The sequence below is a fragment of the Gluconobacter frateurii genome, assembly GCF_002723955.1.
GTDB classification, from domain to species: domain Bacteria; phylum Pseudomonadota; class Alphaproteobacteria; order Acetobacterales; family Acetobacteraceae; genus Gluconobacter; species Gluconobacter frateurii.
This window is the reverse complement of sequence record NZ_BEWN01000001.1, coordinates 116,401-129,914: the sequence shown is the minus strand read 5'-3', so window position 1 is coordinate 129,914 and position 13,514 is coordinate 116,401. Positions and strand designations below refer to the sequence as shown.

Sequence of the window (13,514 nt, the reverse complement as noted above, 5' to 3'; positions counted from 1 at the left end):
CTAACACGGAGATGGGGGTGTCTGACAACCCCCTATCATTCACCCGCGGCTTCACCACCTGCATGACGCGGATCTGCAGCACCGTAGATCAAGCCCGTCCGGTGAGCAGACAGGCTTGGACGATCTGCCAGAATGCCCTCGGCCACACCCCATGGACGATGCAGCGAGAGTGCATATCCCTCGGATTTCAACGTGCTCATGACGTCATCCGTCAACGCACCCGGCTCCAGTTCGACAGCAGACGGCTCCCACTGTTCGTGGATTCGGGGCAGATCCACGGCCTGTCGGATGTCCAACCCGTAATCGAGCACGCCCAGAATGGCAGACAGCGTAATCGTCGGGATACGGGAACCACCGGGGCTACCGATCACCATGATGACCTTGCCGTCCTTTGAGACAATCGACGGAGACATGGACGAAAGCGGCGTCTTGCCCGGAGCAATGGCATTGGCCTCGGACCCGACAATTCCGAACATGTTCGGCGCGCCTGGCTTGGACGAGAAATCATCCATTTCATCATTCAGCCAGATACCGGTGTTGCCACCCATCACACCCGAGCCGAACCAGCCATTGAGGGTATAAGTGGCCGAAACCGCCATACCGCTCTTGTCCAGCACGGAGAACTGGGTCGTCTCATGCTTTTCCTGCGTATCCGGCGCGGCTTCTGCGGCCTTAACCGGAAGGGCTTCGCCTGCACGCAGCGTGCTGGACGGCAGCGCATGATCCAACGGAATGCCAGCCCGGACCTGAGCAGCGTAAGCAGGATCGTTCAGATGCTCGATCGGGTTCTTAACGAAGGCAGGATCGCCAAGATCACGCCGATCTGAATAGGCATGACGCATGGCTTCGATTTCTCGCTGCGCAGAAGCCGCCGTGTGCAGGCCGAGCGCGTGCATGTCATAGCCGGACAGGATGTTCAGGATCTCACAAAGCGCTACGCCACCACCACTAGGCGGGGGAGCTGTGTCGATCGTGTAGCCGCGATAAGTGCAGCGGATCGGCTCCATGAAGCGGATATGGTAATTCGTGAAATCCGCAGCTTCCAGAAGACCGCCTCCTTCCTTGCTGGCACGCACGATTTCGGAGGAGATTGGCCCTTCATAAAAGGCCTTCGGGCCATTTTTGGCAACAAGCTCCAGAGAATTGGCGAGGTTCTTCTGAATCAGCCGATCGCCCGGTTCAAAGGAAGACCCATCCGGACGCAGGAAAATCGGCCGGGCATATGGGTCCTGACGGAAATACTTCGTGGACGTGTTCAGAAGCTGAACGTCCCCTTCGTTCAGGATGAAGCCGTCACGCGCCAAGGCAATGGCGGGAGCCATAACCTTTGCACGCGAGAGATGGCCCCATTTCTGCAGGATCGTATCCAGCCCGGCGACCGTTCCCGGAACCGCTACGGCCTTCCAGCCTTCCGTGGACATCCCCGAAATGACCTTCCCCGAGGCATCCTGATACATGGTGGCCGTCGCAGCACCCGGAGCATGCTCACGGAAATCCACGAATACCGTCTGCCCAGTTTTCAAACGGATGGTCATGAAGCCACCACCGCCGATATTACCCGCCGCCGGATAGACAACTGCCAGCGCATAACCTACGGCAACCGCGGCATCGATGGCGTTACCGCCCTGTGCAAGAATTTTAGCCCCTGCTTCCGACGCAAGATGCTGCGCCGAAACCACCATACCGTGCTTTCCCGAAGCCAGAACGCCCGGCGACATCTGATCCGGCCCGAAAGCCAGCGGATCATGAGCGGAACTCAGGACGGTCGATGCGGGAGCAGCCAGCGCTGTGCCCCCTGTCAGACCTGCAACAATCAGGGCAAAGATTTTTTTCATGCGCCAGCTCCGTATGGGGGCTTGTTGTAACCTTTCGGGGACAGGGTGAAGATTTCGCAACCGTCTTCCGTCACCCCGACCATATGCTCAAACTGAGCCGAGAGCGTGCGATCACGCGTAACGGCTGTCCAGCCGTCATCGAGAATTTTTACATCTGGCTTGCCGATATTGAGCATGGGCTCAATCGTGAAAACCATGCCCGGAACGAGCTTAACGCCCTGCCCCGGCTTGCCGTAATGCAGCACGTTCGGAGCGGCATGAAAGTCCCGCCCGATACCATGACCACAGAAATCACGTACGATGGAAAAGCGGTTCTTTTCGGCATGCATCTGGATCGCATGACCGACGTCCCCAAGCGTATTGCCTGGCTTGACCTGCTCGATTCCCAGCATGAGGGATTCATACGTCACCTCAACCAGCTTTTCAGCTTTCTTCGGTGCTTTTCCGACAATGTACATACGGGAATTGTCGCCATACCAGCCATCCAGAATAGATGTGACGTCGATATTGACGATATCGCCGTTGGAAAGCTTCTTGTCTCCCGGAATACCGTGGCAGACGACATGATTGATGGAGATGCAGCAGGCTTTCGGAAAGCCATGGTAATTCAGGGGAGCGGGTGTCGCGCCATGGGCAAGGGTGAATTCGTGGATGAGTCTGTTCAGCTCTTCTGTCGTGACACCTGGCTGAACATGTTCCGTGATCATGTCCAGCGTTTCTGCGGCCAGTTTCCCAACCGTTCTCAGGTGTTTGAAGTCTTCACTGTCGTAAAGAACAATCCCACGCGAATTATCACCCATGTCTGCCGCCCGATCCTCAATCTTTTACAGGTCGGGACAAAATGCGACTGTCCTGCGCTAACCGCAAGGCAGGGGCGCGAGTTTTTCAGCCTCGCGAGTGACGACCAGCCTTGTGATGGGTCGCCACATGATGCGCACTAACCATCCGGACGGACGCAGCATGACGTGTGATACGACCAAAGCGGCGGGGGCTGGTCGGAGCATCAGCCACTTCCATCGGACGGCTGGACGCAACCAGCGTCCGGCTATGCGCAAAGCGACCGCCATGACGCGCTGAGGCGATCATCATCGTCCGCGGTGCGACCGGATGCATCAGCGGCTGCGGTGCAACACCTTCTGAAGCGAAGCCGTCATCCAGAATGGAGGCCATTTCCATTGACCGGCGCGCATTGGAAGACGACCCAAGCACAACGCCAATCAGACGGACATTGCCACGAATGGCCGACGTCACGAGATTGCGGCCGGCAGCGTCGGTGTAACCCGTCTTCATGCCATCAGCACCCGCATAGATCTTCAGCATCGGATCATGGTTCGGAACCAGATGGCGATGGAAATAGAAGGAAGGCACACCGAAATAGTGATAATACTGCGGGAAATCGTTGATCAGATGCTGTGCCAGAAGTCCAAGATCATGCGCCGTCGTCACCTGATCAGGGTCTGGCAGACCGGACGCGTTACGGAACGTCGTGTTGGTCATACCTAGCGCGCGCGCCTGCTGCGTCATGAGCTGGGCAAAACGCACTTCATCGCCACCGCCCAGGAATTCACCCAGCGCACAGGCAGCGTCATTGGCGGACTTCGTAACCAGAGCGAGGATTCCCTGCTCAACCGTCAGACGTGTTCCCGGAACCAGCCCCAGCTTCGAAGGAGCCTGCATGGATGCATGAATGGAGACCGGAACTTCCTGATCCAGCGTGATCTGATGGGCTTCCAGAGCACGGAAGGTCAGGTAAAGTGTCATGAGCTTGGTCAGGGACGCAGGATAGCGCTGCAGTTCCGCATCAGACTGAGAAAGAACCGCCCCCGTACGCGCATCCATCACGAAGCTGGAAACATGGCCCGCATATTGCGCTCGGGCAGATCCCATACCCACAGCCGTGAGTGCGCATAACAGAAGGGCCTTGCGGAAGGGTAAGCGCATTATGTGGCAGCCTCTGAACAAACATTATCGTCGGGGACAGTCAGACCGCTCAAGACAGTCCGTAATCCCATTACATTAGGCGCAACAAAAAGCGCCCGTCCACAGGGTTTGCGGGAGTCTGCTTAATTTTTCGTAAGCATGACGCAAAGCCGACCAGATCATGTCAGGAACATGGCGATATTCACGAAATGTACTGCTTCTTACCCCCTTCTCAAGTCGAGGGAAGCGTCCCATATCATACCAGTCATGTCTTCTTACGATTTTCTTTCACCTTCCACCGCCCGTCTGACAACCGAGTCCACTTACGGTTTGACCGTGACGGGACCTGGCCCGTCAGACCCCAAGGAACCGACGGGTCCACGCCTGCCTGACGACGAAGATCTGGGGATCAGCGTTGTCGTTCGCCCGCGGACACGGACGCGCAAGCCGTCCATGTACAAGGTGCTGATGCTCAACGACGATTACACCCCGATGGAATTCGTTGTGCATGTGCTCGAGCGCTTCTTCTCCATGAACAGGGAAGAAGCGACGGCCGTCATGTTGCAGGTGCATCAGCGGGGGGTCGGCGTCTGCGGCGTCTTCACCTACGAGGTTGCGGAAAGCAAGGTGGCTCAGGTCATGGATCTGGCGCGCCAGAACCAGCATCCGCTTCAGTGTACGATCGAAAAAGACTGACTTTCCTGCCCTAAGGAATGCAGGCACCGGACAATTTCTTGTTCAGCCATGCGTTTCTGACTGGCGTTACGTGTTGCACCACGACAAGATACCTCTTCCACGAGAGGTCGAGAGGAGCGCCACCCTATGCTGTCCCGTACGCTCGAACAGACGCTCCACCGCGCCCTGACATTCGCGGGAGATCGGCGTCATGAATATGCCACCCTCGAACATCTGCTGTTGGCCCTCACGGAAGATGCCGACGCACTGACGGTTTTCCGCGCCTGCGGAATCGACCTTGAGAAACTGCGCTCGGACCTGACCGATTTCCTCGACAAGGATCTGGCGGGTTTGGCATCAGACCGTCCGACAGAACCGAAACCAACCGCTGCGTTCCAGCGCGTGATCCAGCGCGCGGCCATCCATGTGCAGAGCACAGGCCGCGACGAAGTCACGGGTGCGAATGTTCTGGTTGCGCTTTTTGCCGAGCGCGAGAGCCACGCTGTGTACTTCCTGCAATTGCAGGACATGACGCGACTCGACGCCGTGAACTTCATCTCGCACGGCATTGCCAAAGCTCCGGACCGGGGTGCGGGCCGGAAAGCTGCCGCTGCATCCAAGGATACGTCCGAGCGTGAAGAGCGTAAGGAAACGGCCAAGGACGGCGCACTGGCAACGTATTGCGTCAATCTGAACGATCGTGCCCGCGAAGGACGGATCGACCCGCTGATCGGCCGCGATCAGGAGATAGAGCGCACGATCCAGATCCTCTGCCGCCGCACAAAGAACAACCCGCTTTATGTGGGTGATCCGGGCGTGGGCAAGACCGCCATTGCGGAAGGTCTGGCCAAGCGCATCGTTGAGAAGGACGTGCCTGAAGTCCTGCAGGACAGCACGATTTTCTCCCTCGACATGGGTTCGCTTCTGGCAGGCACGCGCTATCGCGGTGACTTTGAGGAACGCCTCAAGGCCGTCGTGACGGAACTTGACCAGACGCCGGGTGCAATCCTGTTCATCGACGAGATCCACACCGTCATTGGTGCGGGTGCAACGTCAGGTGGGGCGATGGATGCGTCCAACCTGCTGAAACCGGCTCTGGCAGCTGGAACGCTGCGCTGCATCGGGTCCACGACGTACAAGGAATTCCGTCAGCACTTCGAGAAGGACCGTGCTCTGGTGCGGCGCTTCCAGAAGATCGACGTGCCGGAACCTTCTGTTGAAGATGCCATCAAGATCCTTCGGGGCCTGAAGGGCAGTTACGAGAAGCACCACAAGGTTCGCTACACCGACGAGGCCCTGCGTGGCGCCGTCGAACTGGCAGCCCGTTACGTGCATGATCGCAAACTGCCGGACAAAGCCATCGACGTGATTGATGAAGTCGGTGCGGCCCGGATGCTGGTTCCCGAGAACAAGCGCCGCAAGACCGTAACGCTAAAGGACGTGGAAGACGCCATCGCCAAGATTGCGCGCATCCCGCCCAAGGCTGTCACGGCGGATGACCGCGAGACCCTGCGCCATCTGGAGCGGGATCTGCGGAACATGGTGTTCGGTCAGGATAAGGCGATTGATGCGCTTGCCGCAGCGATCAAGCTGTCCCGTGCGGGTCTGCGTGATGCGGAGAAGCCGATTGGCAACTACCTGTTCTCCGGCCCTACGGGCGTCGGCAAGACGGAAGTGGCCAAGCAGCTTGCTTCGTCTCTGGGTATCGAACTCATCCGGTTCGACATGTCCGAATACATGGAACGTCATTCGATCTCCCGTCTGATCGGTGCGCCTCCGGGGTATGTCGGGTTTGATCAGGGCGGACTGCTGACAGATGCGATTGACCAGCATCCCCATGCGGTTCTGCTGCTGGATGAAATCGAAAAAGCCCATCCGGACCTTTACAACGTCCTGCTTCAGGTCATGGATCATGGTCGCCTGACGGATCACAACGGCAAGACCGTCGATTTCCGCAACGTGATCCTGATCATGACCACGAATGCGGGCGCGGCGGATCTGTCCAAGGAAGCGATCGGCTTTGGTCGCACCAGTCGTTCGGGCGAGGATGAAGAGGCGATCAAGCGCACCTTCACCCCTGAGTTCCGGAACCGTCTGGACGCGGTTATTCCGTTCGCCAACCTGACGCCGGAGACCGTGGGCCGCGTGGTGGAGAAGTTCATTCTCCAGCTTGAAGCCCAACTGGCCGACCGCCACGTCACGATCGAAATCTCCTCTGCCGCCAAGGAATGGCTGGCCGAGAAGGGTTACGATCGCCTGTATGGCGCACGTCCTCTGGGCCGTGTCATTCAGGAGCACATCAAGAAGCCTCTGGCGGAAGAGCTGCTCTTCGGCCGGCTTGCAAAGGGTGGCGCGGTGAAGATCGGTCTGAAGAACGACGCGCTGGACTTCGAAATCATCGAAGGCTCGGAGCTCAAGAACGAAGACGCCGAGAAAAAAGACGAAGCGACGAACTGAGTCGTCTTGTCAGGAAAAAGCCCCGGAGGATCATCCTCCGGGGCTTTTTTTATTCGTAGCGATGCCCGTTAACGGTCACATACCCGGCCCAGGGCCATTTGCGGCTCGTGCCGTGATGCGTCCAGTCAATGCCCTGCTTGCGCAGGCTGTCATAGTAATAGCGGCCCTGCACTTCAACAGTGTCGCCCTTCTGGACCCACGGCCATTGAGGGGCGCTCATCTCATCGAGCCCGGACACAATCCGGATGGAAACGCCCTGTCCGACATCAAGGTAGAAATAGCCATGCCAGCCGCTGCGCGTTCTTTGCGCCCGCTGGGCCACCGCAATAACACGTCCGCAGATATGTTCCGGAAGATCCGTCCGGGTGGCGCCGCGTTGCTCGAAAGTCTGCTGGTCGTTCAGGAATTTCGCGTTGTCGCAAGTCGCTGGCATGGAACCCACGCTCTGGGCAGACGCCGCGAGTGGCGCGCCAAGGCAGGCCATTAGTGCCAGAAGTTTCAGACGGGACATCATGGAAAAAGCACCCTCCATTCAGGAAAGTGCTTTTATGCTCCGTTCCATACTCTGAAACAAATATCCGCCTGACTCACGTCGCCCCAAACAGGACGGACGTGTCGATCATGCGGTTCGAAAAGCCCCATTCGTTGTCATACCAGGCACACACGCGCACCATCCGCCCGCATTCCATGATCGCCGTCTGTGTCGCATCGAAATTGGAAGATGCTGGCGAATGATTGAAGTCACTGCTGACCAGAGGCGCATCGCTATAAGCCAGCACACCTTTCAAGGCCCCCTTGGCCGCGTCCTGCATGACGCGGTTCACGTCCTTTGGTGTCTCAGGCGGGTTGCGGGACAGGAAATCGAGTGAAACCAGTGAGACGTTCGGCGTCGGAACACGGATGGAGGTTCCATCCAAACGACCTTTCAGATGGGGAAGCACCAGCCCGATGGCCTTGGCGGCCCCTGTTGAGGTTGGAACCATGTTCAGGGCTGCCGAGCGTGCGCGCCGGAGATCGCGGTGACGGCGGTCCACAATCTGCTGGTCTCCGGTGTAGGAATGGATCGTCACCATGTAACCGCAGTCGATGCCGAAATTATCGTCCAATACCTTCACCAGCGGAGCGAGACAGTTGGTCGTGCAGGACGCGTTGGAAATGACTGTCATGTCCGACGTCAGCATGTCGTTGTTCACGCCATAGACGATGGTGGCGTCGACGTCCGTTCCCGGTGCGGAAATCAGAACCTTGCGGGCACCTGCCTCAATCAGAAGGGAGGCTTTTTCCTTCGTGGTGAACAGACCCGAACATTCAAGCGCCACGTCCACCCCTTCGAAGGGGACTTTTGACGGATCACGCTCGGAAGAGACACGAATGGGGCCATAGGTTCTGCCGTTATGCCGGATGGTGAGCATGTCCCCTTCAAGCTGGACCTCACCTGGCATCCGGCCATGCACACTGTCATAGACCAGCATGTGCACTTTGTCTTCCGCCGACCCCGGCCCGTTGATCCCGACGGGCGTAACGTCCTGCCGTCCTGTTTCAACAATGCTGCGAAGGGCCAGCCTGCCAATACGGCCAAAGCCGTTAATGGCGATTTTTACTGTCATTGTCTTGGGTCTCCGTGAAGGAAAACCGCTGATGGGAAGAAGCCACGGCAGCGGTTTGTCCCGGCAGGCGTGAGCGCACCGGGACAGTCTTGCCAGAAGTGATGTCAGAACGCGGTGTCACAGGCCGATCCGGTTAAGGGGTTTGCCGGCCATGAGATTCCGCTCGATCTGCTCGAGAGAAACACCACGCGTTTCAGGCACGAATTTCAGGGTCAGGTAGATGAAGAATGCATTGAAAGCGGCGTACATCCAGAAGGTCTGAGCGTTGCCGATCGTGTTCAGGAGCGTCAGGAATGTCAGGCCAACGATCATGTTCGTGAGCCAGTTGGTGAAGGTGGAACAGGCAATACCGAAGTCACGGCCCTTGATGGGCTGCACTTCCGAACACAGGATCCACACCAACGGCCCGGCGGAGAACGCAAAGCCCACGATAAAGGCCAGCAGCATCACCACGGCACCATAGCGGGCGAGTTCGCTGTTCCCCGTTCCGAAGTAAAGGATCGTGCCGACTGTAAACATGCCGATCGTCATGATGACAAAACCGGCAATCAGCATCGGGCGACGGCCCCATTTGTCCACGAAGCCGATGGCTATGAACGTGGAGAGCACATTCACCAGTCCCACTATCGCCGTACCCCACATGGCCGCATTATCGCCAAAGCCTGCGACTTCGAAGATGCGCGGGGCGTAGTACATGACCACGATGATCCCCGTGAACTGCTGCATGGTCTGAAGCAGAACCCCGAGAAACACGGAACGACGGAAATTCGCATTGGCCTTAAAGAGGCCGTACCCACCCTCGATCTGGGCAAGCTGCTCCTCAATGTCTGCAATTTCAGAACGTGCTTCACCTTCATGACCACGGAGCTGATGCAGGACCGTGAAGGCCTCGTCCTTGCGGCCACGCAGAACCAGCCAGCGCGGGCTGTCCGGCAGCAGAAGCACACCCAGCAAAAACACTACGCCGGGGATGGCCACGATCCCCAGCATCCAGCGCCAGGAACCAGAATACGCCAGCAGCGCATCGGAGATGAATGCTACGAAAATCCCGACCGTGATCATGAGCTGATAAACCGAGATCAGAGACCCGCGGTAGTGCTGATGGGCGATCTCGGAGATGTAAAGTGGAGCGGTAAAGCTCGCGATGCCAACAGACACGCCCAGCACCATCCGTCCGATGATGAGAAACGTGACGGACGTTGCCAGCGCGCAGAGCAGCGAGCCTAAAACGAACAGAAAAGCGGAAGACAGCAGCAGGCGTTTGCGGCCGAAGAGGAAAGAGAGCCGCCCGCCAGAAACTGCGCCCAGCGCCGCCCCGACCATCATGGCCGAAACAATGCATTCCTTGCCGAAATCCGTCACGTTGAATTCCTGACCGATGAATTTCAGGGCGCCTGAAATCACACCGAGATCGAGGCCGAACATCAGCCCCGCGACCGCAGCCAGAATTGCGGTCAGAACACTTTTACCATTCAGGGACACTGGCGGCGATGCCGAAAGGTCTATGCCACTCATTGCCTTGTTCCTCTTCTTCAGGTTCCCATTATGGGAACAACCTTTAACTGTTCATGTTCTAGAGTTATCCCCTCAGGTAAAATCAAATAAAAGAGAATGTTTTTATTTCTCTTTATTTAAGTTTTACATGTTCGGATAGTTTGGACCATCACCACCTTGTGGTGTTTTCCAGACGATATTCTGACTTGGATCTTTGATATCGCAGGTTTTACAGTGCACGCAGTTCTGGAAGTTGATCTGAAAACGTGGCTGTTCATTTTCCGGACGCAGCACTTCATAGACACCCGCCGGGCAATATCGCTGCGCCGGCTCATCATAGAGCGGCAGATTAACCGCTATCGGGATGGAGGGATCACGCAGTGTCAGATGGCACGGCTGGCGTTCTTCATGGTTCGTGAAGGAGAACGCCACGTTGGTCGTCCGATCAAAGCTCAGTTCGCCATCCGGTTTGCGATAGTCGATCCGCTTGAACTGCGAGGCCAGACCGGTTGCGGCGGCATCGGATTTGCCATGGTGAAGGGTCCGGAACGGGGAATACCCGATCAGGCTCGTCATCCACATATCAAGGCCACCGAGTGCGACGCCCCCGACTAGCCCGAAACGCTCCCAGAGCGGTTTGACGTTGCGAACAGGTTTGAGGTCAGCGCCAACAGGGCCGTTGCGAAGTTCGTCTTCATAGGCCGTCAGTTCATCGTGTGCCCGACCCGCAGCCAGAGCGGAGCGTGCCGCGTCCGCTGCAGCGATACCGGAGAAAATGGCGTTGTGGCTACCCTTGATGCGCGGGACATTCACCAACCCGGCCGAACAACCCAGCAGCACACCACCCGGGAAAGTTACCTTGGGGATGGACTGCCAACCGCCTTCCGAAAGCGCACGAGCCCCATAGGCCACACGTTTTCCGCCCTTCAGTAGTTCAGCCACCATCGGATGGTGCTTGAATTCCTGAAACTCGCGATATGGGTCCAGATAAGGATTTTCATAGCCAAGATGGACCACAAACCCGACGCAGACCTGATTGTTGTCGAGATGGTAGATGAAGGACCCGCCACCGGCTTTGCTGTTCAGCGGCCAGCCCATGGTGTGCGTGACCGTGCCTTCAAGATGCTTGGCGGGATCGATTTCCCAGATTTCCTTGAGGCCCAACCCGAATTTCTGCGGGTCTTTACCCTCGGAAAGCGCGAACCGGTCCATCAACTGACGGGCCAGTGACCCCCGCGCCCCTTCCGCGAAGAATACGTATTTCCCGCGAAGCTCCATACCCGGCTCGTAGGCATCGCCCGGCGTTCCATCCGGGTTCTTCCCAAACTCGCCAGCCACAACACCCGCAACGCGCCCCTGCTCGTCATAAACGATCTCGCTCGCCGCCATACCGGGAAAGATTTCCACCTCCAGGCCTTCCGCGACCTGTGCCAGCCAGCGACAGACATTCCCGAGGGAGACGATGTAATTCCCATGGTTGTCCATGAGTTTCGGCATCATGCTGTTCGGCAGGCGGATCTGGCTCTTTTCCGTCAGCAGGAAGAAATTGTCTTCCCTCACCGGTACGGTGATGGGCGCGTCCATGGTCCGCCAGTCAGGGAGCAGCACATCCAGCGCGCACGGATCAATGACCGCGCCTGACAGGATATGCGCACCGACTTCAGACCCCTTATCCAGTACGACCACGGAGAGGTCCGGCTCGTTCTGTTTGAGCCGGATCGCCGCGGAGAGACCGGCAGGGCCAGCGCCGACGATGACAACGTCATAGTCCATGCTTTCCCGTTCGATCGTAGTCATGGTCTTTCTCCTCCCTGCAGGCCGCCAGGGCCTGTCAGAGTTTTGCCGTCAGTTCGGGAAGGATGGTGAAAAGATCTCCCACCAGCCCGTAATCCGCGACTTGGAAAATCGGGGCGTCTTCGTCCTTGTTGATGGCGACGATCACCCGGGAATCCTTCATGCCCGCCAGATGCTGGATCGCCCCGGAAATACCGACCGCGATATACAGATCAGGCGCCACGATCTTGCCCGTCTGCCCGACCTGCCAGTCATTCGGCGCATATCCGGCATCCACAGCAGCACGGCTGGCGCCGATGGCGGCATTCAGCTTGTCCGCAAGCTTGGCGATGGTGTCGAAGTTCTCTTTCGATCCGACGCCACGGCCACCTGAGACGATGTTCTTGGCAGCCGTCAGCTCCGGACGTTCGGATTCAACCGCCTTGTCTTCCACCCAGGACGACAGACCAGGATCAGCAGGAGCGGAGACATTTTCCACATTGGCAGAGCCACCTCCGCCAACAGCCGAGAAAGCCGCCGTACGAATGGTGAAAACCTTCACCGGATCAGAGGACTGTACCGTCTGGATTGCATTGCCCGCATAGACTGGGCGATCAAACGTCTCGGCATCCTTCACGGCCGTCACGTCTGACAGGATCATGACATCCAACAAAGCGGCAACGCGTGGCAGAACATTCTTGGAAAATGCCGTCGAGCCCGCAGCGATATGGCTGTAGCCGGAAGCCAGAGACACGATGAGGGCGGCGACAGGTTCAGCCAGTTCATGGGCCAGAGACGCGTCATCCGCCAGCAGAACCTTGGACACACCATCGAGCTTTGCAGCTTCAGCAGCAGCATCCGCACCGTTCTGGGTGGCAATGAGAACCGTTACATCACCCAGTGCTTTGACGGCGGAAAGGGCCTTGGCAACGGTATCGGTAGCGAGGTGGCCATTGGCCACTTCAGCGAGCAGCAGAACAGACATCAGATCACTCCTGCTTCAGTCTTGAGTTTCGAAACCAGCTCATCAACGGAACTGACCTTCACACCCGCCTGACGCTGAGGCGGTTCAGCCGTGCGGATGACCTTCAGACGGGGCGCAATATCCACACCAAGGTCAGACGCCTTGCGTTCTTCAAGCGGCTTCTTCTTGGCCTTCATGATGTTGGGCAGAGCGACATAGCGCGGCTCGTTCAGGCGCAGATCCGACGTGATGATGGCGGGCAGTTTCACACGGATCGTCTGAAGACCTCCATCAACCTCACGGCTGACGGTTGCGCTTTCGCCCTCAATCTCGACGGATGACGCGAAGGTTGCCTGCCCCCAGCCCAGCAGGGCAGCGAGCATCTGGCCGGTCGCGTTCATGTCGTTATCGATGGCCTGCTTGCCCGCGATGACGAGGTTCGGTTTCTCATCCTCAATCACCTTCGCCAGCAGTTTGGCGACGGCGAGAGGCTCGATATCCACATTCACATCTGTTGTGGCTTCGACGAAAATGGCGCGGTCCGCGCCCATGGCGAGCACGGTGCGCAGTGTTTCTTTCGCCTGCGGCACACCGATGGAGACAGCAACCACTTCCGTGGCGATGCCTTTTTCCTTGAGACGGACGGCTTCTTCGATGGCGATTTCGTCAAACGGATTGACCGACATCTTGACGTTCGCAAGCTCGACCCCAGATCCGTCACCCTTTACGCGGATGCGGACGTTGTAATCGACGACACGTTTGACAGGGACGAGGATCTTCATGATGCCC

General features: G+C 57.9%; 11 protein-coding genes. 2 read left to right on the top strand and 9 right to left on the bottom strand.

Annotated features, from left to right (window positions below):
- Window positions 1-35: 35 nt before the first annotated feature.
- From ggt to GFR01_RS00495, 3 genes are all read right to left on the bottom strand, one after another.
- Window positions 36-1,835, bottom strand: coding sequence for a gamma-glutamyltransferase (gene ggt, locus GFR01_RS00505; protein ID WP_099180873.1), 1,800 nt, complete (start codon window positions 1,833-1,835; stop codon window positions 36-38).
- Window positions 1,832-2,635, bottom strand: a complete 804-nt coding sequence (gene map / locus GFR01_RS00500) for a type I methionyl aminopeptidase (RefSeq protein WP_099180872.1) — start codon at window positions 2,633-2,635, stop codon at window positions 1,832-1,834. Before map ends, ggt begins: the two co-directional genes overlap by 4 nt.
- 85 nt (window positions 2,636-2,720) lie before the next feature.
- Entirely contained in the window at window positions 2,721-3,776 is a 1,056-nt protein-coding gene (locus tag GFR01_RS00495) for a D-alanyl-D-alanine carboxypeptidase family protein (protein WP_063904491.1), read from the bottom strand.
- Between the two features lie 246 nt (window positions 3,777-4,022).
- On the opposite strand from GFR01_RS00495, the gene clpS reads away from it, so the two are divergent.
- Both clpS and clpA read left to right on the top strand, forming a co-directional pair.
- A complete protein-coding gene (gene clpS / locus GFR01_RS00490; RefSeq protein ID WP_244902088.1) occupies window positions 4,023-4,451 on the top strand; it encodes an ATP-dependent Clp protease adapter ClpS in 429 nt (142 codons plus the stop codon).
- 126 nt (window positions 4,452-4,577) lie between these two features.
- Window positions 4,578-6,887, top strand: coding sequence for an ATP-dependent Clp protease ATP-binding subunit ClpA (gene clpA, locus GFR01_RS00485; protein ID WP_099180871.1), 2,310 nt, complete (start codon window positions 4,578-4,580; stop codon window positions 6,885-6,887).
- A gap of 49 nt (window positions 6,888-6,936) precedes the next feature.
- Here the strand turns inward: clpA and GFR01_RS00480 are convergent, their stop codons facing one another.
- From GFR01_RS00480 to GFR01_RS00455, 6 genes are all read right to left on the bottom strand, one after another.
- The gene (locus tag GFR01_RS00480; protein WP_099181565.1) at window positions 6,937-7,401 is read right to left on the bottom strand and encodes a DUF3465 domain-containing protein; all 465 of its coding nucleotides are present in this window, start codon (window positions 7,399-7,401) and stop codon (window positions 6,937-6,939) included.
- A 73-nt stretch (window positions 7,402-7,474) separates the two neighbouring features.
- Window positions 7,475-8,494 carry a type I glyceraldehyde-3-phosphate dehydrogenase gene (gap, locus tag GFR01_RS00475; RefSeq protein ID WP_099180870.1) on the bottom strand — a complete coding sequence of 340 codons (1,020 nt, stop codon included), beginning with the start codon at window positions 8,492-8,494 and terminating at the stop codon, window positions 7,475-7,477.
- 117 nt (window positions 8,495-8,611) lie between these two features.
- Window positions 8,612-10,009 carry a sugar porter family MFS transporter gene (locus GFR01_RS00470; RefSeq protein ID WP_063904495.1) on the bottom strand — a complete coding sequence of 466 codons (1,398 nt, stop codon included), beginning with the start codon at window positions 10,007-10,009 and terminating at the stop codon, window positions 8,612-8,614.
- A 123-nt stretch (window positions 10,010-10,132) separates the two neighbouring features.
- Entirely contained in the window at window positions 10,133-11,785 is a 1,653-nt protein-coding gene (locus GFR01_RS00465) for an electron transfer flavoprotein-ubiquinone oxidoreductase (RefSeq protein WP_099180869.1), read from the bottom strand.
- A gap of 34 nt (window positions 11,786-11,819) precedes the next feature.
- Window positions 11,820-12,746 carry an electron transfer flavoprotein subunit alpha/FixB family protein gene (locus tag GFR01_RS00460; RefSeq protein WP_099180868.1) on the bottom strand — a complete coding sequence of 309 codons (927 nt, stop codon included), beginning with the start codon at window positions 12,744-12,746 and terminating at the stop codon, window positions 11,820-11,822.
- On the bottom strand, window positions 12,746-13,507 hold the full coding sequence (locus GFR01_RS00455) for an electron transfer flavoprotein subunit beta/FixA family protein (protein ID WP_099180867.1): 762 nt from the start codon (window positions 13,505-13,507) through the stop codon (window positions 12,746-12,748). Before GFR01_RS00455 ends, GFR01_RS00460 begins: the two co-directional genes overlap by 1 nt.
- Window positions 13,508-13,514: the final 7 nt, after the last annotated feature.

Bases quoted from the DNA above. Each gene is read 5' to 3' on its own strand.
- ggt (WP_099180873.1), bottom strand. From the start codon at position 1,835: ATGAAAAAAATCTTTGCCCTGATTGTTGCAGGTCTGACAGGGGGCACA.
- map (WP_099180872.1), bottom strand. From the start codon at position 2,635: ATGGGTGATAATTCGCGTGGGATTGTTCTTTACGACAGTGAAGACTTC.
- GFR01_RS00495 (WP_063904491.1), bottom strand. From the start codon at position 3,776: ATGCGCTTACCCTTCCGCAAGGCCCTTCTGTTATGCGCACTCACGGCT.
- clpS (WP_244902088.1), top strand. From the start codon at position 4,023: ATGTCTTCTTACGATTTTCTTTCACCTTCCACCGCCCGTCTGACAACC.
- clpA (WP_099180871.1), top strand. From the start codon at position 4,578: ATGCTGTCCCGTACGCTCGAACAGACGCTCCACCGCGCCCTGACATTC.
- GFR01_RS00480 (WP_099181565.1), bottom strand. From the start codon at position 7,401: ATGATGTCCCGTCTGAAACTTCTGGCACTAATGGCCTGCCTTGGCGCG.
- gap (WP_099180870.1), bottom strand. From the start codon at position 8,494: ATGACAGTAAAAATCGCCATTAACGGCTTTGGCCGTATTGGCAGGCTG.
- GFR01_RS00470 (WP_063904495.1), bottom strand. From the start codon at position 10,009: ATGAGTGGCATAGACCTTTCGGCATCGCCGCCAGTGTCCCTGAATGGT.
- GFR01_RS00465 (WP_099180869.1), bottom strand. From the start codon at position 11,785: ATGACTACGATCGAACGGGAAAGCATGGACTATGACGTTGTCATCGTC.
- GFR01_RS00460 (WP_099180868.1), bottom strand. From the start codon at position 12,746: ATGTCTGTTCTGCTGCTCGCTGAAGTGGCCAATGGCCACCTCGCTACC.
- GFR01_RS00455 (WP_099180867.1), bottom strand. From the start codon at position 13,507: ATGAAGATCCTCGTCCCTGTCAAACGTGTCGTCGATTACAACGTCCGC.